This window comes from Pseudomonas sp. JE3303, assembly GCF_056312565.1.
Map to the genome: position 1 here is coordinate 112,348 of NZ_JBWGIF010000003.1, position 21,540 is coordinate 133,887.

Consider the following 21,540-nt stretch of genomic DNA (forward strand, 5'->3'; position numbering starts at 1 on the left):
TTTCCCATGGCGCGGCAGTGCGACTTCGGTATCGAGGAGGAGTATCTGCTGGTCGACCGCACCAGTGGCCAGGTCCTGGCACGGCCCACCCCGACGGTCGGCAGGATCTGTCGGGAGGTCATGGGCGAGTATCTCGCCGAGGAGATGTTCCGCAGCCAGATCGAGATCGCATCCCCGGTTTTTGGCAATATTCACCAGGCACGTGAATTCTTCACAACAAGCCGTCAGCGTTTGTCCATTGCGCTGACGGAGGAAAATGCCGGCCTGTATTGCGCCGCCAGCCATCCTTCCGCTCTCTGGGCGCGCCAGAGTCCGCGACCCTTGGCGCACTACCGGCAAATCTTCGACGATTACCAGCATGTCGCCCGCCGCAGCCTGCTCTGTGGCCTGCATGTACATGTCGGAGTGCCGCCAGGGTGTGACCGCATCCAACTGATCAATCGCGTGTTGTATTGGACGCCATTGTTACTGCTGCTCAGCACTTCCTCGCCTTTGTGGGGAGGGCAGGTCACCGGTTACATGAGCTATCGCCGGGTGGTCTGCGGCGAGTGGCCACATATGGGGCTGCCCGAATCGCTGCCGGACTGGGCTGCTTACCAACGCTATCGGGCCTTGCTGCAACGCACGGGCTCGCTGGCCAAGGATGGGGCGCTGTGGTGGGCAATCCGGCCTTCCCATCGTTTCCCGACGGTCGAGCTGCGCATGACCGATGCCTGCCCACGTCTTGAAGATACCCTGTGCATCGCCGCGTTGTTCCGGCACCTGGTCGAGCACTGCGCGGTGCCCTGTTACGATACTCAGCCAATCAACCGCGAGATCCGCTGGATCACTCAAGAGAACTACTGGCGCGCACTGCGCTACGGGCGACAGGGCGAGTTCATTGGCATGCACGACGAGCAGCCAGTCAGCGCACTGGGCTGGCTGGCCCAGGCCGAGGCGCGGTTTCCCTGTGACACTGCCGACGCCGAGCGTGCATTCCTGCAGGCACGGCGCATCCTGGCCGAAGGCACCAGTGCCGACCGCCAGCTCGCCGCGCTTGCACGCGCTCACGCGAATGGCCTGGAGCACCGGCATGCGATGCGCGAGGTAGTGGAGCAGGTCATGGAGGATGCACTCAATATCGTTCCGACGGCCCCAGGTGTCACCGGGGCAACGTTCTAGCCGTCTTCCTGGCGGATGATCGAGATCTTGCCATTGCGCTCGACGATGGCGTACTTGATCTGGCTGACCTCCGCCACCCCCTGATTGGCCCGGGCCGATTCAAGGATGTCATCTTCGGTCAATCGCGATCGGCGCATGCGCCCATGCAGGAACTCGCCGTTCTCGACTACCACCGTGGCATGGCCATCCACCAGCCGCGCCACCTTCCGCGAATTGAGCTTGGCCAACGACAGTCCCACGTCGAGCACGATCAGCGTGGATATGACCAGCACAGCATTGGTGAACGAAAAGTCATCGCCCAGCAGCGCCTGTTGCGTCGCCTCGCCGATGATCAGCAGCAGGACGAAGTCGAACGTGGTCAGGTCGGCCAACGAGCGGCGCCCGGCCACGCGAAACAGCACCATCAGCGCCACATACATGGCCCCCGCGCGCAGAACTGAATCCATGATGGTTCCTCAGGGATAGACGAAGGTTGAAAAGCGCACGACGCTGTTCGGGCCAACCCGGGCCTGTCCGCTGAACTGCCCGACACTGTCGTTGCGTAGCGTCATGTAGAGCATGGCGATACCTTCGGCGTCGGTGCCCAGGTGTAGAAGCAAGGCCTGTCCCTGGGACAGCGAGACCAGGGGCTGGGGCTGCAGCGTTTCCACCGTCAGGTTGCGGAACATCGAACCATCGAGCAGCAGGGTAGCTTGGTCATCAGGTCTGCCCTTGATCCGGATGCGCAGCTGCTCGGCCGCGCCACTGCGGGTAAAGCGGGCATAGTCGACCTGCACGCGGCCGTCGGGGCTGCTGACCGTGCGCTCGCTCAGCGGGCCGCTGCCAAACAGGCCAGCCAAGGTCAGGCCGACGACGAGCAACAGCGCATACCAGCCGAGGCGCTCGAACCGCCAGACGCGTCGCTGCATGCGCATGTCCTCGCTGACCGGATATTGCCTGGCACTATGCTCGTCCTCTGTTGCCATGGCCGTGAGTCTCCTGGCCCGCGCCTGTCAGGTGCGCTCGCCGCGTAACCAGCGTTGATGAAACTGCATCATCTGCAGCAGCCCATGGAGCGAAGCCTGGTGCAGCACCGACTGACGGTCGCCAAAGAAACGCTCGGTGCGGCTGAACACGGCCGGAGTCGGCAGTTCGGCGAAGGCCCATGCAAAACACAATGTTCCGGGGGGAATGGCACCCTCTGCGTCGGGGCCCGCCACGCCTGTGGTAGCGATGGCTACGCTGGCCGGACTGTCGGCCAGCGCGCCGAGCGCCATCTCCCTGGCCACCTCCTGACTGGTCAATCCGAAATGCTCGATGGTGCGGGCACTGACGCCCAGTAGACGCTGCTTGGCCTCCGGGGAGTACACCACGTAGCCGCATTCCAGCACGCTGCCGGTCCCGGTTTTCTCGGAGAGCAGCGCAACCATGCGTCCCGCAGTGCAGGATTCGGCAGTGGTCAGTTTCAGGCCGTGCGCTTTGAGATAGTTCTGCACTCGGTCGATAGGGTCATAGGTCATGGTAAGTCGCCCTTTGTTTTTTGGTGGACGCTGTCATGCAGGCATTGGTTCAGAGGGTCCGCCCGATGACCACCGGTCGGGCCGCAAGCTGTCTGGAGCAAACCTTCCGGCAGGCCGTGGTCTCGAAATTTCATGACTCGCGCCATCCGGCGTCAGTACCCTCAGGAGGTGGCTTATGCCTGGCAGCAAACCGCAAGATCAGTACAGCATGCAGAATCCACTCACGCAGTATCCTCAGCCGCCGTTTCCCGCACAGACCCAGGCCGCGCCCGGCCTGGATGCCAAGATGGATCCAGAGCCTGATCACGGCGAGCTCACCTATAAAGGCTTCGGCCGCCTGGCCGGGCGCAAGGCGCTGATCACCGGGGCCGACTCGGGCATCGGCAGAGCAACGGCGATTGCCTTTGCCCGTGAGGGTGCGGACATCGTGCTCAACTACCTGCCAAGCGAGGAGGTGGATGCGCGTGAAGTCGTCGAGCTGATCGAAGCTGAAGGCCGCAAAGCCGTTGCACTGCCTGGCGACCTGAAGGACGAGACGTTCTGCAGGCAATTGGTCAAGCAGGCCCACGAACAGCTGGGCGGGCTCGACATCCTGGTGAACGTGGCCGGCAAGCAGACGGCCCGCAAGGACGTCAGTGAGGTCAGCAGCGAGCAGTTCGACGCGACCATGAAGACCAACGTCTATGCGCTGTTCTGGCTGTGCCAGGCGGCCGTTCCGCTGATGCCGGCGGGGGCGACCATCATCAACACCGCCTCGATCCAGTCGTACCAGCCTTCGGCGACACTGCTCGATTACGCAACCACCAAGGCGGCCATCGTGGCCTTCACCAAGGCACTGGCCAAGCAGGTGATCGAGCGCGGCATCCGTGTCAACGCCGTGGCACCTGGCCCGGTCTGGACCGTACTGCAGCCAAGTGGCGGCCAGCCACCGGAAAAGATTCCTGACTTCGGCAGCCAGACGCCGATGAAACGTCCAGGGCAACCGGCGGAATGCGCACCCTTGTATGTACTGCTCGCCTCGCAGGAGTCCAGCTACATCACCGGCGAGGTGTTTGGCGTGACGGGTGGTAATCCGCTGCCGTAGGGCAAGCCGACTAAACCTTTGGAGAGGCGCCGCAGTCACTAGCAGTAAGTACCCGTGATTGGGGTCAAGGAGGCTGTATGAAGTTCCTCTGTCTGCTACGTGGCTGCCAGTGGCGCGCCTTGCTCGTGCGCGAGGTCGCCGGTCTGTCCTGTCAATATTGTGAACGCTGTGGAGCCCTGCGTTATTGCACGCCGGGCTCTGCCTCAGACCACACTCACTAGGAGCGAATCATGGCCCGAGCCATCTGGAAAGGTGCGATCAGCTTTGGCCTGGTGCATATCCCGGTCAGCCTGAATACCGCGGTGCGAAGCGAACGGGTCGACTTCGACTGGCTCGACAAGCGCAGCATGGATCCGGTGGGTTACAAACGGATCAACAAGGTCACGGGCAAGGACATCGACAAGGAAAACATCGTCAAAGGCGTGCAGTTCGAGAAGGGCCGCTATGTGGTGATCAGCGAAGAAGAGATCCGCAAGGCCCGGCCCGAGGCAACCCAGACGATCGATATCTTCTCGTTCGTCGACCATAACGTGATCCCCCTCCAGCATTTCGATACCCCTTACTACCTGAGCCCGGACCGCCGTGGCGGCAAGGTCTATGCGTTGCTGCGCGAAACCCTCGAGAGCACGGGCAAGGTCGCCCTGGCGACCGTGGTGCTGCATACCCAGCAACACCTGGCCTTGCTGCGGCCGCTCGACGAGGCGCTGGTGATGATCACCCTGCGCTGGCCGGAAGAGGTGCGAGGCATCGACACGCTTGAGCTGGACAAGAGCGTGACCGATGCCAAGGTGGACAAGCGCGAGTTGCAGATGGCCAAGCGGTTGGTGGAAGACATGAGCGGCGAATGGGCGCCTGACGAGTACCAGAACGTTTTCAAGCAGACCATCATGGACTTGGTGGAAGAGAAAGCGAGCAAGGGCAAGATCGCCGTGGTGGAGTCGGCCAAGGAAGGCGGGGGCGAGAAGAGCGCCGATATCATCGACCTTACCGAACTGCTCAAGCGCAGCCTGGGGGGCAAGGCGCCGGCGAAGAAAAAAGCCCCCAGTCGCAAGAAAGCGTCATGACCGGGGCTCATGCGGGTCTATACGGACCCGGTTTGCGTAACTGATGGCGTTGCCAGGCCTTTGAGGTAATCCCCAAAACCCTCCCGGGCCCGGCAGTCACCACGGCTGCTGGTCGCCACGCTGTGCCTGGCCGTCCAGACGATACGCGCGCCTGCTGCCTGCAAGGCATTCACCAGGTGCACATCTTCATGGGCGGGCAGGGGTGGGAAGCCGCCAACCCGCTGATACGCCCGTGCACAGATGCCCAGGTTGGCGCCGTGGATATGCCGGTGATCTTCGCGTGCCTGGTAACCGCTGCGATAGCGCCGACGCAATTCGGCATCCTGCCAGGGTTGCCAGCTTTCGATATGTACCGTGCCGCACACTGCATCCGCCGCGCATTCGAGTTGCCACATCAACCAGTGTGGGGGCACCCGGCTGTCAGCATCGGTGCAGGCGAGCCAGCGGGCGCCTTGTTCAAGCATCCAGGCAGCACCCGCGCGGCGTGCCTTGCCGACATTGCCGGCCTCTACCTCAAGTGTTTCCACATCGTGACGCCTGGCGATGACTGCGCTGCTGTCTGTACAACGATCCAGCACCACCAGAATACGGACTTCATGACCGGCCTGCTCGGCATGCCGGGCAGCCGCCTCTACAGCCTTCAGGCAGCGCCCCAGACGGCGTGCTTCGTTATGCGCGGGAATGATCACGGCAATCATGCGCAGGTCTCGTCCAGATCGACCACGCTGGGCTGGCAGCACCAGTATTCCAGCAGGAAATCGGCTTCTTCGTGCCGATAGAGCGGGTACAAGGGCAGATGCTTGGCCAGCATCGCGTGCACCTGATGACCGGTCTGCGGGCATCCTTCGATGGGGTGCAGCCAGTGACAGGCGAGCAGTCCACCGTCAGCAGTAAGGCTGGCGACAGATTGCTCGATCACTTGCAGCCACTGCGTCGGATCCAGGTAATAGCCGATCTCGCTGAGCACGATCAGGTCGTAGCGCTCGCCTGGCCAATCGGCGGGCAAGCGGCCTTGCTCGACCCGGGCATGGGGTGCATCGCTCAGGCGTTCGCGGGCCAACTGCACAGCTGTCGGGTCCAGGTCCTGGCACAGCAGGTTTGCACTGCGCTCAGCCAGTGCCGCGCTGAGTTCGCCGTTGGCGCAAGCGGGCTCGAAGACCCGCTCATAGCACTGGCGGGGCAGGCTCGCCATTACCAGGTCGCGCTTGCGCCGCTCGTACCAGCGCTGGCGAAAGGCCCAGGGATCATCGCTGTTGGCGTACAGGTGAGCGAAGTACTGATCGTCGGGCTTCATATGAACACCAGTTCGAAAGGTTGCAGAAGGCATTCCAGCAAGGCGGGCGGCAACACGGGCGGGCGTCCGTCATCGGCCTCCATCTGGCTGGCGTGGGCGGCGATCGCTTGCTGCTTGCGCGCCACTGCGGTCTTGTCCAGCTGGATGCGATGTGCACGCGACCAAGGTAACCGAGGGTCATCGGGACTCGCCCAGTGCCAGGCCCAGACGGGTACCTCCACTAGCCTGGCCTGGCGCGCCTGGGCCGCTTGGGCACAGGCACGGCCAACGGCCTCGTGGTCGGCATGGCCGTCGCCTCGCCAGGTGGTCAGCAGCACGTCGCCCGGCTTGAGCAACTGGTTGAGGTGGTTGACCAGAAAGGCTTCGTCACGGGCCACTGCGCTGTCCTTGAGATTGAGACGGCGCCAGTCGAGATCATTCAGGGACAGGTCCAGGCGCTGCAGGGCATGCCGGCTTTCCAGCGGCCGGTCCCGGCGCAGGCGGTGTTCGGTCCAGTGAGCCGAGTCCTGGTGGCTGCCCTCGCCATCAGTGACCGAGATCAGCACCAGGTCTTGCTCGCGCCCGCTGAAGCTGCACAACAGGCCTCCACACGCCAGGATTTCATCGTCCGGATGCGGTGCAACCACGACCAGGCGGGTCCCAGCCGGGCATAGCTGCCCAGGCGTGATCCAGGTGGCACGGGCCAGGTGGGCGGATTGCTGCCAGTCGGCCCAGCGAGTGCCGTCGCTGGCCTGGATAAGATTGCGAGTCATAGCTGCCAGGCTCCTGCAGGGTCTTGCGCCAATTGCTGTCCGAGGGTTGCCAGGTCGCGTTCGGCGTGGCTCTGGCGCAGGTACACCGGTAGGTCGGCGCTGAGCCGGGCGAAGTGGCTGCTGCGGCAGAATGGAGTAGCGCCAAGGGCGCGGCCGACATGGCTGACGACCTGTTCGACAGCCTGTTCCACCTGGGCGCGTACCCGGCGCACAGGCAGGCTGGCGTCCAGCGCAGGGTTGCGGTCGATCCAGGCGGCGCATTCGCGCAGGGCCGCGCGGGCGCCGTACAAGGCCGCATCGACTGCGCCCAGGTGGGCTTCGGCGTGGGGATCCGGGCGAGGATTGCGGCAGTGCTCGCGCAGGTAGTCCGCCAGGGCCTCGGCCGCGCCATACCAGCACGCCGCGATGCCACCCCCACCGTGCCAGAAGCCGGGCCGTGACAGGTACTGTCCGGGTTCACCGATCGCGATCCCTGGTGAGTCTTCGAACATGATCTCGACACTGGTGGTGGTGGCCATGCCAACCGCCTGCCAGTGATCGGCCACGATCTGCTGGCTGGGCTCCGAAAGCTCGATGGCCACCAACTGCGGCTGGTCGCTGTCGTCCCAGGCAGTCAGCAGTGCCCGGTCGATCTGCAGGGCACCGGAGCACCAGGCCTTGCTGCCAGCCAGGCGTACCTGCTGGCCCTCACGTGAGACGATCCGCGCCCGGACGGTGTGGGGTTCGGCGGCCCAGACGCCCCAGATGCCGTCTCTTGAATCCCAAGGCACGCCGCATTCGGCGAGAATCGCCAGGGCATCGGTATGACCTTCATAAAGCTTGGCCAGCGACAGGTCGCATCCGGCGATTCGCGCCAGAGTCTGCCAGCGCTGCAAGGTATGGCCATGGCCAGGTAAAGGCAGGCGGTCGAGATGATCGGCCTGCAACGCCTGCAGGATCACCGGAAGCTGAGTGTCGAGATTGAGTGCCTGGGGACGCTCGGTGAAGCTGCGCAACAGACGATCAAGATTGCCCAGGTCAAAATCCTGGATGATGCTCATGGCATGGATTCCTCAGGCCCATCCTGGGCCGACGTTGTATCGCGTGTATGCATCAGGTCATGCCCATCTGTTTGCGCATGCGTGCGGTAATGGATTGCCGGGTGGTGGCAAGTTCTGCCCAAGGGTCTTCGATCTCGGCCAGGCGCTCGCGCAGGTTGAACAGGTTCCACTGGTTGGCGTTCTTGAGCTGTGCCAGCTCTTCGCGCCAGATCGGCACCGACACTGGCAACCCTTCCCGGGCGCGCAGCGTGTAGGCGCAGGCGGTAGTCGCACCCTTGCCGTTGCGCAGATAGTCGATGAAGATGCGTCCAACTCGGTTCTTGGGCCCCGAAACGGCGGATAGCCGGTCCGGGAACAGGCCTGCCAGGTGGTCAACGATGGCATGGCTGAAGTCCTTGACCTCATCCCAGCCCGCGCGGCGGGTCAGCGGTACCACGATGTGCATGCCCTTGCCGCCACTGGTCTTGAGAAAGCTCTGCAGCCCCAGTTCGTCCAGCAGGGTCAAAGTAAGGTGCGTCGCTTCGAGCATGGCCTTCCAGGGAAGCGCCGGATCCGGGTCAAGGTCGAGAACAAAGCGGTCCGGCTTGTCGAAGCTCTTCTCGGTGGCGTTCCAGGCGTGCAGTTCGAGCATGTTCATCTGAACCGCGCCCAGCAGCGTGTCGGGGCGGTTGATGATCATCACCGCCTGACCAGCTTCGGCCTTGTCATGGGTGACGATATTGGGAATACCCAGCTGTCCGGCGTTCTTCTGGAAGAACAGTTCGCCCGTCAGGCCATCCGGGGCACGTACCAAGGCGACCGGACGCTGCGCCAGGTGCGGGAGAATCCAGTCGGCCACCTCCGCGTAGTACTCGGCAACCTGGCGCTTGGTGGCGCCGCTGCTGGGGTCGATGACCCGGTCAGGGTGGGTCAGCCGCAGGCTGCCAAGGTTTTCGGTGTCGGCAGCCGTCTTTTTCGTGGGCATGGGTCGCTCCAGATCGATTGCCGTAGCCGGCTTGTCGTCTCGCAGGCCATGAAACACCGCATGGCGCACGATGCCTTCGCGGGTCATCTGGGCAAACGCCACTTCGGCCAGCAGGCGCGGTTGCAGCCAGTGCACGCCGCGGGCCTCTGCGCCCGTGGGGGGATTGGCCAGGGCAGGGCGCTCGCCTTCGAGCGGCTTGAGCCGGGCATGGATACTGTCGAGGGTTGTCGCGCTGAACCCGGTGCCGACCTTGCCGGCATAGCGCAGCTCACCGCTGTCGTTATCGTGCAAGGCCAGCAGCAGGGCGCCAAAGCCGCTGCGGCTGCCCTTGGGATCGGTATAGCCGACGATGACGAACTCCTGGCGTCGCTTGCACTTGAGCTTGATCCAGTCACTGCTGCGCCGGCCAATGTAGGGGCTGTCGACTCGCTTGCCGATCAAGCCTTCCAGTTCCAGTTGACAGGCGCTTTGGAGCAGGGAGTCGACCGGTTCATCAAAATCCCTGGAGAACTTCAGCTCATCAGCGTCGCTCTTTTCCAACAACGCCTGCAGCGCGTCGCGCCGGTCTTGCAGCGGGCTTTCCCGCAGATCCTTGCCGTCGAGGTAGAGCAGGTCGAACAGGTGATAGCTGATCTGTTCATCGCTATTGAGATCGAAGGCGTTTTGCAGGGCCTGGAAATCGGCCGCGCCGTTCTCGTCGGCCACCACCATCTCGCCGTCGAGCCAGGCCGATTTCAGCCCGAGCGTGCGCAGCGCGGCGAGCTGGTGGGGCATCTTGGCGCTCCAGTCATGGCCGTTGCGGGTAAACAGGCGCACGTCATCGCCGTCGATACGGGCGAGAATGCGGTAGCCGTCGAACTTGACTTCGTAGCGCCATTCACCGCTGGGGGGCGATTCGACCAGAGTTGCCAGCTGCGGCTGCAGGCTGTCTGGCAGCGCAGCCTTGCGCCCCTTGCTGGTGCGCTTCGCGGGAGTGGCGGCAGGGGTGCTGGACTTGCTGGCGGTCTTGGCGCCGCGGGGAAGCAAGGTGCGCTCGCTCAATACACTGTCTGGCTGGGCCTCGAGAATGTCGTAGTCGGCCTCGCTGCGGGCTTCGCCGTCGTTGGACTTGATCAGCATCCACTGTTCTTTCTTGCCGCCCATGCTTGTGCGAAACAGGTTCCACACCCCGGCCAGCTTTTCGCCTTGCAGGCGAAAGCGCAGCTTGCCCTTGGCATAGGCCTGGTGTGGATCACCCTCGGGCTCCCAGACGCCGCGGTCCCAGACGATCACATCGCCAGCGCCGTAGTGACCCTCCGGAATGCTGCCCTCGAAACTGGCGTAGTCCAGCGGATGGTCTTCTACGTGCACGGCCAGGCGGCGCACCTTGGGATCGAGCGAAGGGCCCTTGGGGATGGCCCAGCTCTTGAGGGTGCCGTCGAGTTCCAGGCGAAAATCGTAGTGAAGGTGACTGGCATCGTGCTTCTGGATGCAGTACTGCAAGGCATGGCCTTGCTTGCCCCGATGCGCCTTGCCGGCAGGCTCGGACGTGGCGTTGAAATCGCGCTTGCGCTGGTACTCCTGCAGGGGCTTTGCCATGGGGCGCTCCGGACGATTCACGGGTCTCTGGAACTGGGAGGGAACTGAAGGCCCTGGAGTTCAATCTGTCGGCCGGTTGGCACCCGCCTGGCGAAAACTCTGAATCATTCGCCGCCTGCCGAAGTCGACAGGACAAGCCCATACGAATGGAGAGGCACCATGAGCAGCCAACCACAAGATCCCAAGACCCGGCCTCAGATAGAGATCGACACCACTGAAGACCGCATGGGCAGTGTCCACGAGCTGGACTTTGGTGAGGATCAGGACGAGCGCACGGGCCGCATTGGCGACGAGCGCCCGGCGGCCGAGGTGGAGCAGGAGTTTCCCGAGCGGCGCGTCGAGGAAAGCGGCATGACCGGCGGGGAGGCCCTGAGTGAAAGCCTGCACGAAGACAACGTGACCATGGATGACCTCAGCCCGGACACCCTGTACGACCAGACTGGCGCGCGTGATCCGCACGAGCCCGGGGGCAGCGGGCCGCTCGACAGGGCGTTGACCGAGGTCGATGCCAACGAAATCGGCGGCGGTATCGGCTTGGACGAAGCCGAACTCGCGCGCTCGGCTCCACTGGATGGCGAGCCCTGGACGGATGAGGTCACGCCGCTGGACGGTGACAACGATGCTGATATCGGGAGCAGGAAATCATGACTGATCGAGTGTGTGCTTGTCCTGAGTGCGATTGCACTGTGGATGCCAATGCCCAGGTTCAGGGTGGCGAGGCATATTGCTGCGAGGCATGTGCCAGTGGGCATCGTAATGGAGACCCTTGCCGGATGGCGGGGTGTCATTGTGGTGAGAGCGAGAAGATCGACAGGGATGAGGAAGTGGGTTGAGGTTTTGTCGTGCCTGATCGCGGGTAAGCCCGCTCCTACGGGAGCGGACACCTGCTACCGCACCTGCCACTCCCCGCTGTTGTTCTTGCAATCAATCTGCGCCTGCCCCAGATCAGCCGTGCTGTAGTAGTGAGTCACCACCCGCGCATCTTTCGGCACCGTCGGCCGGGTTGTTTGCTCGCCCCGCCCCCCGGAGCGGGGATTGGCCAGTGATTCCTGGGTCAACGGCGCCGTACACTGTCCAAGACTGCCTTCCTGACACTGCGCCACCTGGCGCTTTTCGCTGTTGAGCATCTCCTTGCTCTCGTTGCTGCACGACCAGGCGATAGCATCGTCCGGCATTCCATCGAAGCTGTAACAGGTGTGCTGCTCCACCGGCTTGACCGCCTCGCTGGACGAGCGCGTCATCACATCACAGGCCTCGGCCAGTACATGAGTACTGACCAAGGAACCCAGTAGCAGCAGCGACAGGTGAATGCGCATTGTCTTCTCCTGGGCATGGCCCATGTGTCAGGTCTTGGGCATTGTGGCCTTGCCGTGCAGGCGCATGGCCTTGGCGCGTTTTTCCAGTACCAGATAGGCGATGATCGCCAGCACCAGTGGAATCAGGTAGTACAGGGTACGATAGCCCAGTAGCGTGGCGATCAGGCTGCCCTGGCTGAGCTGCCCATGCAGCAGAGCAAGGAACACCGCCTCGAGCACGCCCAGGCCCGCCGGGATGTGCGCAACCACTCCCGCCACGCAACTGATCAGCAAGATCCCGAGGATCGAGGGATAGAACAGGTCGTCTGGCAGCAGCCAATAGATCAGCAGCGCCATCAGCGCCCAGTTACTCGCGCCCAGGGCTACCTGGATCCCCGCGAACCGCAGCGAAGGCAAGGTGATCTCGTGCTCGCGCCAGCTCCAGGTGCGGCGCTTGGCGAAGCCGCAGGCATAGAGATAGCCTGCCGCTATCGCCAGCAGGAGGAAACCGATCCATTGCAAGCCGGTGGCGCCGACTGCCCAATTCTCCGGCAGCTTGACCAGCCGAAGGGCAAACACCGTTCCCGCCAAGGCCATGTAGCCCATCCAGTTGGTGAGAATGCCCAGGGTGATGATGCGGGTGATGGTCGCCGTATCCAGCCCGAGCCGGCTGTACAACCGGTACCGCAGTGCCACGCCACCGACCCAGGTGGTGAAGTTGAGGTTGAAGGCGTAGCAGACAAATGCCACCGGCAAGACCTGGCGGGCAGGAAGGTGATGGCCGGTGTACGCACGCCCCAGGAGGTCATAGCAGCTGAAAACGCCGAAGCTGCATAGCGCGATGGCCAGGCCGATGAGCAAGGTACTGGGTTTGTACGCTTGCAACGATTGACGTACTTCGTTCCAGTCCAGGTTGCGGGCCAGCAGATAGAGCAGCACGGGAATCCCGATCAGGAATACCACTGTCATCAGCCGTTTGGCCCAGGTTTGCCAGCCTTTGCGCTCCATCAGACCTTGCCCTCATGCAGATTGCCATCGACCTGGGTGGCCGGTTGCAGGGATTGCAGCATCTGTCGATGCGCGGGAAAAAAGCCGGCGATCCGCGGGAAGTACCGGGTAGCGTGAAAGCCAAGGAAGATCAGCGGCGCGCGCCACCAGTACCCTCGGATCATCCGTTCCAGGGTCACGGCCTTGCAGTGCTGGGTGCCCATCTCGGTCAGGTGATCGTGAAGCTGCTGGTTGAAAGCCCGGTCGCGGATCATCAGGTTGGCTTCCAGGTTGAACGAAAGGCTGAGCGGATCGAGGTTGCTCGAACCCACTGTCGACCACTCGTCATCGACCAGGGCAACCTTGCCGTGCAGCGGCCGCTTGCAGTATTCGTAGATGGTCACATTGTCGCGCAGCAAGTAGTTGTAGAGCAGCCGGGACAATGCCCGCACCCAGCGCATGTCGGGCTGACCTTGCAGGATGAGGGTGACATCGACACCCCGGCGCGCTGCATTGCGCAACTCACGCAACAACCTGTAGCCCGGGAAGAAGTACGCATTGGCCACGACGATCCGCCGCTTGGCGGAGCGAAAGGCCTCAAGGTATTGCTGCTCGATGTCCGTGCTGCGCCTCTGGTTGTCGCGCTCGACCAGCATGGCGGTGATCTGCCCCGTCGGCTTGAGCTCGGGACGGACCTGGCTCGGGGGTTCCAGCACAGGGGCCATCAGCTTGCGGCTCGAGGCATGCACCAGCGCCACCACCGGACCCGTGACCTCCACTGCGTAATCCTGCTTGGCCATGGGGCCATAATCGCCCAGATGGTCTTCGCCGTAGTTGATCCCGCCAATGAACGCCAGCTCCCCGTCGATCACCACGATCTTGCGGTGCAGGCGCCGGAACAGGTTGGTGCGCATGCCCACCAGGCGTGGCTGCGGGTCGAATACGTGAAAACTGATGCCGGCCTGGGTCATGGCGCCGACGAACGTGTCATCGAGGTCGGCGGTGCCATAACCATCCACTGCCACCTCGACCCGCACGCCGCGCTCCGCTGCCGCAATGAGTGCCTGTTGCAGCTGCTGGCCAACCTTGTCGTCAAAAATGATGAAGGTCTCGAGCAGGACCTCCTCGCGCGCCTGGCCAATGGCCTCGAACACCCGCGGGTAAAAGTCCTCGCCATTGATCAGCAGCTTGACGCTGTTGCCGTCTACCCAAGGGCTGCTCATAGGCTCACCTCGGCCGCAAGCGGCGCATGGTCGGACAGATGCGTCCAGGGCCAGCTGGACAGTACCTGGGCACTGTGCGGCGTGGCGTTGCGCAGGTAGATGCGATCCAGGCGAAGCAAGGGCAGGCGCGCGGGGAATGTACGCGCAGGAGCCCCGCACGTTTTGCCAAACGCTTCGACCAGACGCTCGCCCAGTACGCCATCGGCTTTCAGGCGCCAGTCATTGAAGTCGCCCGCGACGATGACCGGGGCATTGGCGGGCAAGCTGTCGAGCAGCTCCAGCAGCAGCCGCACCTGCTGCTGGCGATGGGCCTCGCGTAGCCCCAGGTGCACGCACACGGCATGCACCTGGTCATGGCCCGGCACGTCCAGCCGGCAGTGCAGCAGGCCACGCTGCTCGTTGCCCTCGATCGACACGTCGAGATTGTTGTACTCGAGGATCGGAAACTTGGAGAGCAGTGCATTGCCATGATCGCCATGGGGATAGACGGCATTGCGCCCATAGGCGAACTGCGGCCACATGGTGTCGGCCAGGAACTCGTACTGCGGCGTTTCCGGCCAGGCCGGATGACGCTGGGCGTGCTGCTCGTGGCTGCCGTGCACTTCCTGGAGAAACACCAGGTCAGCCCCGGTGGTGCGCACGGCGTCTCGCAGCTCGGGCAGGATGAAGCGCCGGTTCAGCGCGGTAAATCCCTTGTGCACGTTGATCGTGAGCACATGCAGGCGGTGTACCGCGGTCACGCGGTCGATGATGCTGGTGGGCGCGGGCATGGTCTTGGTCACAGTTCCACTCCTGGTTCCACTCCGGGTTCGGTCTGCAGCGCGTCGTCGAGCTTCATGCTTTCCAGCAGACGACGGGCGTCGTAGGGGGCGTGCACTTTCTGGTCATTGTCGAAATAGCAGTAGACGTCGCGGCTGCGTCGAGCCGGCGGCGGATGGTCGTATATCAGGTGGGCGTCCGCTGGCTGCTCGCCATGGCTCCAGGCCTCGATGCGCTTGCGCCACCGGCGCAGCGCCGCAGCCGTGTATCCGCTGCTGTATAGCTCCACGTCACCGTGCAGGCGCATGTAGAGGAAGTCGGCGGTCACGTCCTCGACATAGGGCCATTTGCCTGCGCTGTCGGCGACGACCAGCGCGACATTGTGCTTGCGCAGCAACTTGACGAAGTCCTCACAGAGAAAGCTCTCGTGACGGACCTCCACGGCATGACGCAGGTGGGCATTGCCCTTGATATCAGTGCCCCCGTTGTCGCGAAGCCGCTCGGCGCACTTGTGCCCGCAACGGCGTGCCGCTTGGCGGTCCCAAGGGAGAATGTCGAAGAAATGCGCAAAGCGTTCTTCGTCGAACTTCATATTTGGAGGGAACTGCCAGAGGATCGGCCCCAGCTTTTCCCCCAGCAACAGCGGGCCCGAGGCAAAGAAGTTGGCCAATGGCTCCTCGATCTCCTTGAGGCGGCGCATATGGGTGATGAAGCGCGGCCCCTTGAGCGAAAACACGAAGTCATCGGGGGTGTCGTCGCGCCATGCGACATAGCGCTCCGGCGTTTGCAGACTGTAGAACGAGCCGTTGATCTCGATGCTGTTGACCGCCCGGGACGCAAACGCAAGCTCGTCTGCCTGGCGCAGGCCCTTGGGGTAGAAGTCGTTGCGCCATGGGCCGTAGCGCCATCCGGATATGCCGATACGTATCTGGCTCACGGCGTCTCCCTACGTTCGTCATGTGCCATGCTTTACTCCTTGAATACGGCGTTCAAGAGGCGGCGCCCTCTCCAGTACCGACCCGGAAATGCTTGCAAGGGTTCAGCGGCAGTTGACGAGCGGACCGGGACCGCAGGCCCGGACAAGTTTTGAACTTTGCAGTGCCAGGCGTCTCAACCGGATAGTCCGCCCAGCGCTGCCAGTGGTAGCCAGCCTGCTTTCGGAGCACACCATGGCCAGACACATCATTCATTTCACCGGCCCGATCAACTCATCGACCTGCGGCAACCTGATCAATACGTGCACGCGGGCGCTGCAGCAAGGCGCCGAACGTTTGCAGATCAACGTCGCGACCATGGGCGGGGAGTGCAGCTATGGCTTCACCCTGTACAACTTCCTGCGCTCCCTGCCGGTCCAGGTCGACACCCATAACCTGGGCACGGTCGAATCCATGGGCAATATCATTTTCCTGGCGGGCGAGCACCGCACCGCCTGCGCCTACAGCAAGTTCCTCTTCCACCCGTTCCACTGGACCCTGCACGGCTCGGTGGACCACGCGCGCATGGCCGAATACGCCATGAGCCTGGATTACGACCTGCGGCTGTATGCAGAGATCGTCGACGAACGCACCCAGGGCGCCGCAGAGGCGTTGGATATCCCCCGTTGCCTGATGGCCTATCCAAGGATCCTCGGCCCACGGGAAGCCCTGGACAGCGGGATGATCCATGCCATCGACGAATTGCCCATCCCCACCGACGCGAGCCAGTGGAGCGTGCATGCCTGAACACCGCGCACCCTGCACGGTGCTATCAAAGCCTGGAGGATTCACACTATGCGAGCACTGACCTATCACGGCGCTACTGATGTAAGGGTTGACACCGTGCCTGATCCCACGATCCAGGCGCCGGACGACGTCGTGCTCAAGGTGACCGCCACGGCCATCTGTGGGTCTGACCTGCACCTGTATCATGGCAAGATGCCAGCCGTGAAGTCTGGAGACATCCTGGGTCATGAGTTCATGGGGATTGTCGAAGAGGTCGGTCCGGAAGTGACTGCAGTGAAGAAGGGTGACCGCGTGGTGATCCCGTTCGTGATCGCCTGCGGCAGCTGTTTTTTCTGCGAGCACGACCTGTTTGCCGCCTGTGAGACCACCAATACCGGCCCAGGCGCCGCGCTGAACAAGAAGATCATTCCACCCCCTGCCGCCTTGTTCGGCTACAGCCATCTCTATGGCGGTATCCCCGGTGGGCAAGCCGAGTATGTGCGGGTGCCGAAGGGCAACGTAGGCCCATTCAAGGTGCCGGGCGACCTGGCTGACGACAAAGTGCTGTTTCTCTCCGACATTCTTCCCACCGCCTGGCAGGCGGTGCTCAATGCCGAGATCGGCGAAGGCTCGTCCCTGGCGATCTACGGCGCAGGGCCGGTGGGGCTGCTGGCGGCGGCCTGTGCGCGCATGCTCAAGGTGGACCAGATCTTCATGATCGATGAGTTCGACTACCGGCTCGAATACGCGCAGCAGCAATACGGCGTGATCCCCATCAACTTCCACAGGGACGACGACCCCGCCGATACGATCATTCGCCAGACCAAGGGCATGCGCGGCGTGGACGCGGTGATCGATGCAGTAGGCTTCGAAGCGAAAGGCAGCACCACTGAAACCGTGCTCACCACGCTCAAGATCGAGGGGAGCAGCGGCAAGGCCCTGCGCCAGTCCATCGCGGCGGTGCGTCGCGGGGGCGTGGTGAGCGTGCCCGGTGTCTATGCAGGGTTCGTGCATGCCTTCATGTTTGGGGATGCGTTCGACAAGGGCATCTCTTTCAAGATGGGACAGACCCACGTTCACCGCTTCTTGCCCGAGTTGCTCGAGTACATCCAGAAGGGCGAGCTCAACCCGGAGGCCATCGTCACCCATCGCTTGGGGCTCGAGGATGCGGTGCGCGGCTATGAAATGTTCGATGAAAAGCAGGAACGCTGCCGCAAGGTGATCCTGATGCCTGGCACTACGCCGTAACCGGGCCAGGTGCCCAAAGCCTGAGGAGTTCGCATGACCCGCATAGTGACCGATGTCCACGGAGAGTCGCTGCACCCGCCCGACGACTCGTTGATGTTCGGCACGCCCAAGGAACGGCTGGAGTTCTATCGCCGGGAGATCCAGTTCGAGACGGGCATCCTGTCCCACCGGACGGATGCCTACCTCTCGGCGCAGTCATTCCTGGTCATCGCGTTCGCTTCATGCATGGCCAATCTGAACCCCGACTGGGGAAGGTTGTTCACGCTGGTGGTGCCGACCTTCCTGGCCTTGCTCGGGCTGGTCAGCACCCTCAATGCCTGGCCGGGCATTCGCGCGGCCTACAGCATCATTGACCATTGGCACTTCAAGCAGAGCCAGCTGTTGCACAGCGAACCCAAGTTCGGGCGGGCCTACGACGACTCGCCGCTGTTCAGCGAGCTTGAATCCTCGGAGCAGGGCTATCGCAAGTCACTGCTCTTCTCCATGCGCACACCGTGGCTGTTCTGTGTGTTCTGGGTGGTCCTGGCGGGCTACTGTCTGTATATCCAGCTCGATCCTGCGGGCGGCTGACAGTCGCGCCCTCGCGCGCTGGGCAAAATGCCACCAAACCGTCCAGGCACATTGTTCGACAATAGTTTGAATCTTCTCGAAAAACCTTGCTCCATTCATTGTCGTCATGGAGAAAGGAGGGCCCTACGATGCCAATGCCGCAACTGTACATCATCGACTATCGGCTGCATGGGCAGTCGCGTACGTTCATCATTCGCCAGGAGAAAATGGATAATGCCGAAGCTTGGCATTGGGCCAGTTGCGATGCAGGAATCGGGATCATTCCCAAGTTCGGTCGTGAGAAGATCCGCAAGGTGAGCCGCCCCCTGGCCGAGCGCTACGGGGTCACGGATGTCAGCTGGCGCTTGTCGGGCACCGGGGCGGCGTTTGCTGCCAGGCCGTTCGATCCGGCCCAGGTGTCCAATGAATCACCGGCGGACAAACCACCGGTCGTGAGTTGAACGTCGCGCGATTTACAGAAAACAGCCCGCTCTTCAGCGGGCTGTTTTTTTATGCGCCCGATTCCGGGTCGCTGGCCGGTACGCCCGGACGGGGCTCGTCATCATCAGCCACGTTCGGGTCGGCATCGGGATCGTCGGCCCGGTCGTTGCGCTGGTCCTGTTCGAGTTCTGGCCAGTCGTCAGACACGTTGCCGCCACCCTGGAACTGTGTGTAGGTCATGACAATTACCTCAGTACTGTAAAAAAGGCCCGCCGGCTGGCGGGCCGAATCAGGAGTGGAGGAGCGAACAACGTCGATCGCCCCTGTTGATTAGGACTGATGTGCAGCTGACGGGGCTCCCGACAATGCGCAGAGGGGCCGACAGACGGTCACAAGGGCAAGTGAGTAAAACTTGAGATCATCACGAAAATTATGAGTTTGTTTCAACTCGTCGTATTTCATGACAATAGCGCCATCGAACACAAGGAGCTTGATTGTCATGGTTTTGGCCCATTCCCTCGGATTTCCGCGCATCGGGCGCGACCGCGAACTGAAAAAAGCCCAGGAAGCCTTTTGGAAAGGCGAGCTCGATGAAGCAGGCCTGCGTGCCGTAGGGCGCAACTTGCGCAGGGCGCACTGGGACCTGCAGAAATCTGCAGGTATTGACTTGCTGCCGGTGGGCGACTTCGCCTGGTATGACCAGGTGCTGACTCACTCGCTGATGTTTGGCGTGATCCCCGAGCGCTTCCGTCCGGCAACCGGCCAGGCCGACCTGCACACGCTGTTCGCCATGGCCCGTGGCGTCAGCGACAGCTGCTGCGGCGGCGCCCATGCGCAGGAAATGACCAAATGGTTCGATACCAATTATCACTACCTCGTGCCTGAGTTCAGCGCCGACCAGCAGTTCCAGCTGGGGTGGGAGCAGCTGTTCGAGGAAGTCGACGAGGCCAGGGCGCTGGGCCACCCGGTCAAGCCGGTGATCATCGGCCCGCTGACCTACCTGTGGCTGGGCAAGGCCAAGGGCGCCGAGTTCGACAAGCTCGACCTGCTCGAGCGCTTGCTGCCGCTGTACGGCCAGATTTTCCAGCGCCTCGCCGCCCAAGGCGTGGAGTGGGTGCAGATCGACGAACCGATCCTGGCGCTGGACCTGCCGCAAGACTGGAAGAACGCGTTTGAGCGCGCCTATAACCTCATCCAGCGCGACCCGCTGAAAAAGCTGGTGGCCACGTACTTCGGCGGTCTGGAAGAGAACCTGGGCCTGGCGGCCAACCTGCCGGTCGACGGCCTGCACATCGACCTGGTGCGTGCCCCGGAACAGTACCCGACCATTCTTGACCGGCTACCGGCCTACAAGATTCTCTCGCTGGGCCTCGTCAACGGCCGCAACGTCTGGCGGTGCGACCTGGAGAACGCTCTTGAGGTGCTGCGCCATGCTCACGAGCGCCTGGGCGAACGCCTCTGGGTTGCGCCATCGTGCTCGCTGCTGCACAGCCCGGTGGACCTGTCGCGCGAGGACACGCTGGACGCCGAGCTCAGGAGCTGGCTGGCGTTTGCCGTACAGAAGTGCAAAGAGGTCGCCATTCTGGCAAAGGCCCTGGACACGCCGCAGGCGCCAGAGGTGCTGGATGCCCTGGCTGAGAGCCGGGCCGTGCAGGCTAGCCGCGCCGCTTCGTCACGTATCCACAAGCCTGCGGTCCAGGCCCGCGTGGCGTCGATCAGTGCTGCGGACAGCCAGCGCCAGTCTCCTTTTGCCAGCCGCATCGCCCGCCAGCGTGCCGGTCTCGACCTGCCGTTGTTCCCGACCACCACCATTGGCTCCTTCCCGCAGACCGGGACGATCCGGCTGGCGCGGCAGTCGTACAAGCAGGGCAAGCTGACTGCGGTCGAGTATACCGAAGCGATGCAGAGCGAGATCCGCCATGCCGTGCGTGTGCAGGAGCAACTCGGCCTGGATGTGCTGGTGCACGGCGAGGCAGAGCGTAACGACATGGTCGAGTATTTCGCCGAGCAGCTCGACGGCTATCTGTTCACTCGCTTTGGCTGGGTACAAAGCTATGGCTCGCGCTGCGTGAAGCCCGCAGTGATCTATGGCGACCTGACTCGGCCCACGGCCATGACCGTCGAATGGATCCGCTATGCCCAGGGGCTGACCGAAAAAGTCATGAAGGGCATGCTGACCGGGCCGGTGACCATGCTGATGTGGTCCTTCCCGCGCGAGGACGTCACCCGCGAAGTCCAGGCCCGCCAGCTCGCGCTGGCTATCCGGGACGAAGTGGTGGACCTCGAGGCCGCCGGTATCAGGATCGTGCAGATTGATGAAGCGGCGTTTCGTGAAGGACTGCCATTACGTCGAGGGCAATGGCAGCAGTACCTCGACTGGGCGACCGAAGCGTTTCGCCTATGTGCGTCGGGGGTGCGCGATGAAACCCAGATCCATACCCACATGTGCTACAGCGAGTTCAATGATGTGATCGAGTCGATCGCGGCGATGGACGCCGATGTGATCACCATCGAGACCTCGCGGTCGGACATGGAACTGCTGGAGGCGTTCGAGGCGTTCGACTACCCCAATGAGATCGGTCCGGGGGTGTACGACATCCACTCGCCACGGGTGCCGGATGTGCAGGATATGGCTGATCTGCTGCGCAAGGCGGTCCGGCGCATACCTGCCGAGCGGCTATGGGTGAACCCGGATTGCGGGCTGAAGACGCGTGGCTGGGCAGAGACTGAAGCGGCGCTGGTGCACATGGTGAGCGCGGCGCGGCAGTTGCGCAGGGAGTTGGGTAATCTCGCTTGCGGTGTCAACGATCGCGGACAAGCCCGCTCCTACGCCCATAATTGAACTGACACAGCACCGCCGCTGCCATACCTCGTATGTCCCGCGAGTTGACGAAACACCATG

At 62.9% G+C, this 21,540-nt stretch carries 25 protein-coding genes; 11 read left to right on the top strand and 14 right to left on the bottom strand.

What is annotated here, in order from left to right; genetic code table 11:
- Nucleotides 1-6 precede the first annotated feature (6 nt).
- Entirely contained in the window at nt 7-1,161 is a 1,155-nt protein-coding gene (locus AC0ZZU_RS05980) for a carboxylate-amine ligase (protein ID WP_476339601.1), read from the top strand.
- Here the strand turns inward: AC0ZZU_RS05980 and AC0ZZU_RS05985 are convergent.
- The 3 genes from AC0ZZU_RS05985 to AC0ZZU_RS05995 are packed head-to-tail and all read right to left on the bottom strand — an operon-like array spanning nt 1,158 to nt 2,660.
- A complete protein-coding gene (locus tag AC0ZZU_RS05985; RefSeq protein WP_476339602.1) occupies nt 1,158-1,607 on the bottom strand; it encodes a DUF421 domain-containing protein in 450 nt (149 codons plus the stop codon). The two genes, AC0ZZU_RS05980 and AC0ZZU_RS05985, sit on opposite strands and share 4 nt — an antisense overlap.
- 9 nt (nt 1,608-1,616) lie before the next feature.
- Nucleotides 1,617-2,126, bottom strand: a complete 510-nt coding sequence (locus AC0ZZU_RS05990) for a hypothetical protein (protein ID WP_476339603.1) — start codon at nt 2,124-2,126, stop codon at nt 1,617-1,619.
- A gap of 27 nt (nt 2,127-2,153) precedes the next feature.
- Complete coding sequence (locus tag AC0ZZU_RS05995; RefSeq protein WP_476339604.1) at nt 2,154-2,660, bottom strand: CinA family protein; 507 nt, start codon at nt 2,658-2,660, stop codon at nt 2,154-2,156.
- A gap of 175 nt (nt 2,661-2,835) precedes the next feature.
- Here AC0ZZU_RS05995 and AC0ZZU_RS06000 point away from each other — a divergent pair, with 175 nt between their 5' ends.
- The 3 genes from AC0ZZU_RS06000 (at nt 2,836) to ku (ending at nt 4,808) form a co-directional block, all read left to right on the top strand.
- Nucleotides 2,836-3,744 carry an SDR family oxidoreductase gene (locus AC0ZZU_RS06000; protein WP_476339605.1) on the top strand — a complete coding sequence of 303 codons (909 nt, stop codon included), beginning with the start codon at nt 2,836-2,838 and terminating at the stop codon, nt 3,742-3,744.
- Nucleotides 3,745-3,821: 77 nt separating this feature from the next.
- Nucleotides 3,822-3,965, top strand: coding sequence for a PSPA7_2676 family Cys-rich small protein (locus AC0ZZU_RS06005; RefSeq protein WP_476339606.1), 144 nt, complete (start codon nt 3,822-3,824; stop codon nt 3,963-3,965).
- Between the two features lie 9 nt (nt 3,966-3,974).
- Nucleotides 3,975-4,808 (top strand): non-homologous end joining protein Ku, encoded by an 834-nt coding sequence (ku, locus tag AC0ZZU_RS06010; RefSeq protein WP_476339607.1) that lies wholly within the window; start codon nt 3,975-3,977, stop codon nt 4,806-4,808.
- Between the two features lie 17 nt (nt 4,809-4,825).
- On the opposite strand, the gene AC0ZZU_RS06015 is transcribed toward ku, so the two are convergent.
- The 5 genes from AC0ZZU_RS06015 to ligD are packed head-to-tail and all read right to left on the bottom strand — an operon-like array spanning nt 4,826 to nt 10,436.
- Nucleotides 4,826-5,506: a glycosyltransferase family 2 protein gene (locus AC0ZZU_RS06015; RefSeq protein WP_476339608.1), complete on the bottom strand. Its 681-nt coding sequence runs from the start codon at nt 5,504-5,506 to the stop codon at nt 4,826-4,828.
- Complete coding sequence (locus AC0ZZU_RS06020; RefSeq protein ID WP_476339609.1) at nt 5,503-6,102, bottom strand: class I SAM-dependent methyltransferase; 600 nt, start codon at nt 6,100-6,102, stop codon at nt 5,503-5,505. The genes AC0ZZU_RS06015 and AC0ZZU_RS06020 overlap by 4 nt, the downstream gene beginning before the upstream one ends.
- Nucleotides 6,099-6,854, bottom strand: coding sequence for a PIG-L deacetylase family protein (locus tag AC0ZZU_RS06025; RefSeq protein ID WP_476339610.1), 756 nt, complete (start codon nt 6,852-6,854; stop codon nt 6,099-6,101). The genes AC0ZZU_RS06020 and AC0ZZU_RS06025 overlap by 4 nt, the downstream gene beginning before the upstream one ends.
- Entirely contained in the window at nt 6,851-7,894 is a 1,044-nt protein-coding gene (locus tag AC0ZZU_RS06030) for an acyl-CoA dehydrogenase (protein ID WP_476339611.1), read from the bottom strand. The genes AC0ZZU_RS06025 and AC0ZZU_RS06030 overlap by 4 nt, the downstream gene beginning before the upstream one ends.
- A 52-nt stretch (nt 7,895-7,946) precedes the next feature.
- Nucleotides 7,947-10,436: a DNA ligase D gene (gene ligD, locus AC0ZZU_RS06035; protein WP_476339612.1), complete on the bottom strand. Its 2,490-nt coding sequence runs from the start codon at nt 10,434-10,436 to the stop codon at nt 7,947-7,949.
- A gap of 159 nt (nt 10,437-10,595) precedes the next feature.
- Between ligD and AC0ZZU_RS06040 the strand changes: the two genes are divergently transcribed.
- Both AC0ZZU_RS06040 and AC0ZZU_RS06045 read left to right on the top strand, forming a co-directional pair.
- Nucleotides 10,596-11,084, top strand: coding sequence for a phosphotransferase system, HPr-related protein (locus AC0ZZU_RS06040; RefSeq protein WP_476339613.1), 489 nt, complete (start codon nt 10,596-10,598; stop codon nt 11,082-11,084).
- Nucleotides 11,081-11,269, top strand: coding sequence for a metallothionein (locus AC0ZZU_RS06045; RefSeq protein WP_476339614.1), 189 nt, complete (start codon nt 11,081-11,083; stop codon nt 11,267-11,269). Before AC0ZZU_RS06040 ends, AC0ZZU_RS06045 begins: the two co-directional genes overlap by 4 nt.
- A gap of 54 nt (nt 11,270-11,323) precedes the next feature.
- On the opposite strand, the gene AC0ZZU_RS06050 is transcribed toward AC0ZZU_RS06045, so the two are convergent.
- From AC0ZZU_RS06050 to AC0ZZU_RS06070, 5 genes are read right to left on the bottom strand one after another with little or no spacing between them, the layout of a single operon-like run.
- A complete protein-coding gene (locus tag AC0ZZU_RS06050; protein ID WP_476339615.1) occupies nt 11,324-11,752 on the bottom strand; it encodes a hypothetical protein in 429 nt (142 codons plus the stop codon).
- A 27-nt stretch (nt 11,753-11,779) separates the two neighbouring features.
- A complete protein-coding gene (locus AC0ZZU_RS06055; protein ID WP_476339616.1) occupies nt 11,780-12,739 on the bottom strand; it encodes a lysylphosphatidylglycerol synthase domain-containing protein in 960 nt (319 codons plus the stop codon).
- On the bottom strand, nt 12,739-13,941 hold the full coding sequence (gene clsB / locus AC0ZZU_RS06060; RefSeq protein WP_476339617.1) for a cardiolipin synthase ClsB: 1,203 nt from the start codon (nt 13,939-13,941) through the stop codon (nt 12,739-12,741). The genes AC0ZZU_RS06055 and clsB overlap by 1 nt, the downstream gene beginning before the upstream one ends.
- A complete protein-coding gene (locus AC0ZZU_RS06065) occupies nt 13,938-14,723 on the bottom strand; it encodes an endonuclease/exonuclease/phosphatase family protein (RefSeq protein WP_476339618.1) in 786 nt (261 codons plus the stop codon). Before AC0ZZU_RS06065 ends, clsB begins: the two co-directional genes overlap by 4 nt.
- Nucleotides 14,720-15,637, bottom strand: coding sequence for a DUF72 domain-containing protein (locus AC0ZZU_RS06070; RefSeq protein ID WP_476339619.1), 918 nt, complete (start codon nt 15,635-15,637; stop codon nt 14,720-14,722). Before AC0ZZU_RS06070 ends, AC0ZZU_RS06065 begins: the two co-directional genes overlap by 4 nt.
- 232 nt (nt 15,638-15,869) lie before the next feature.
- Between AC0ZZU_RS06070 and AC0ZZU_RS06075 the strand changes: the two genes are divergently transcribed.
- From AC0ZZU_RS06075 to AC0ZZU_RS06090, 4 genes are all read left to right on the top strand, one after another.
- Nucleotides 15,870-16,421, top strand: a complete 552-nt coding sequence (locus AC0ZZU_RS06075; protein WP_476339620.1) for an ATP-dependent Clp protease proteolytic subunit — start codon at nt 15,870-15,872, stop codon at nt 16,419-16,421.
- A 48-nt stretch (nt 16,422-16,469) separates the two neighbouring features.
- Nucleotides 16,470-17,648, top strand: coding sequence for a zinc-dependent alcohol dehydrogenase (locus tag AC0ZZU_RS06080; RefSeq protein ID WP_476339621.1), 1,179 nt, complete (start codon nt 16,470-16,472; stop codon nt 17,646-17,648).
- Nucleotides 17,649-17,681: 33 nt separating this feature from the next.
- The gene (locus AC0ZZU_RS06085) at nt 17,682-18,218 is read left to right on the top strand and encodes a hypothetical protein (protein ID WP_476339622.1); all 537 of its coding nucleotides are present in this window, start codon (nt 17,682-17,684) and stop codon (nt 18,216-18,218) included.
- 128 nt (nt 18,219-18,346) lie between these two features.
- Nucleotides 18,347-18,658: a DUF6555 family protein gene (locus AC0ZZU_RS06090; RefSeq protein WP_476339623.1), complete on the top strand. Its 312-nt coding sequence runs from the start codon at nt 18,347-18,349 to the stop codon at nt 18,656-18,658.
- 49 nt (nt 18,659-18,707) lie between these two features.
- Here the strand turns inward: AC0ZZU_RS06090 and AC0ZZU_RS06095 are convergent, their stop codons facing one another.
- The gene (locus AC0ZZU_RS06095; RefSeq protein WP_191622506.1) at nt 18,708-18,878 is read right to left on the bottom strand and encodes a hypothetical protein; all 171 of its coding nucleotides are present in this window, start codon (nt 18,876-18,878) and stop codon (nt 18,708-18,710) included.
- A gap of 259 nt (nt 18,879-19,137) precedes the next feature.
- Between AC0ZZU_RS06095 and metE the strand changes: the two genes are divergently transcribed.
- Nucleotides 19,138-21,480, top strand: a complete 2,343-nt coding sequence (gene metE, locus AC0ZZU_RS06100; RefSeq protein WP_476339624.1) for a 5-methyltetrahydropteroyltriglutamate--homocysteine S-methyltransferase — start codon at nt 19,138-19,140, stop codon at nt 21,478-21,480.
- Nucleotides 21,481-21,540: the final 60 nt, after the last annotated feature.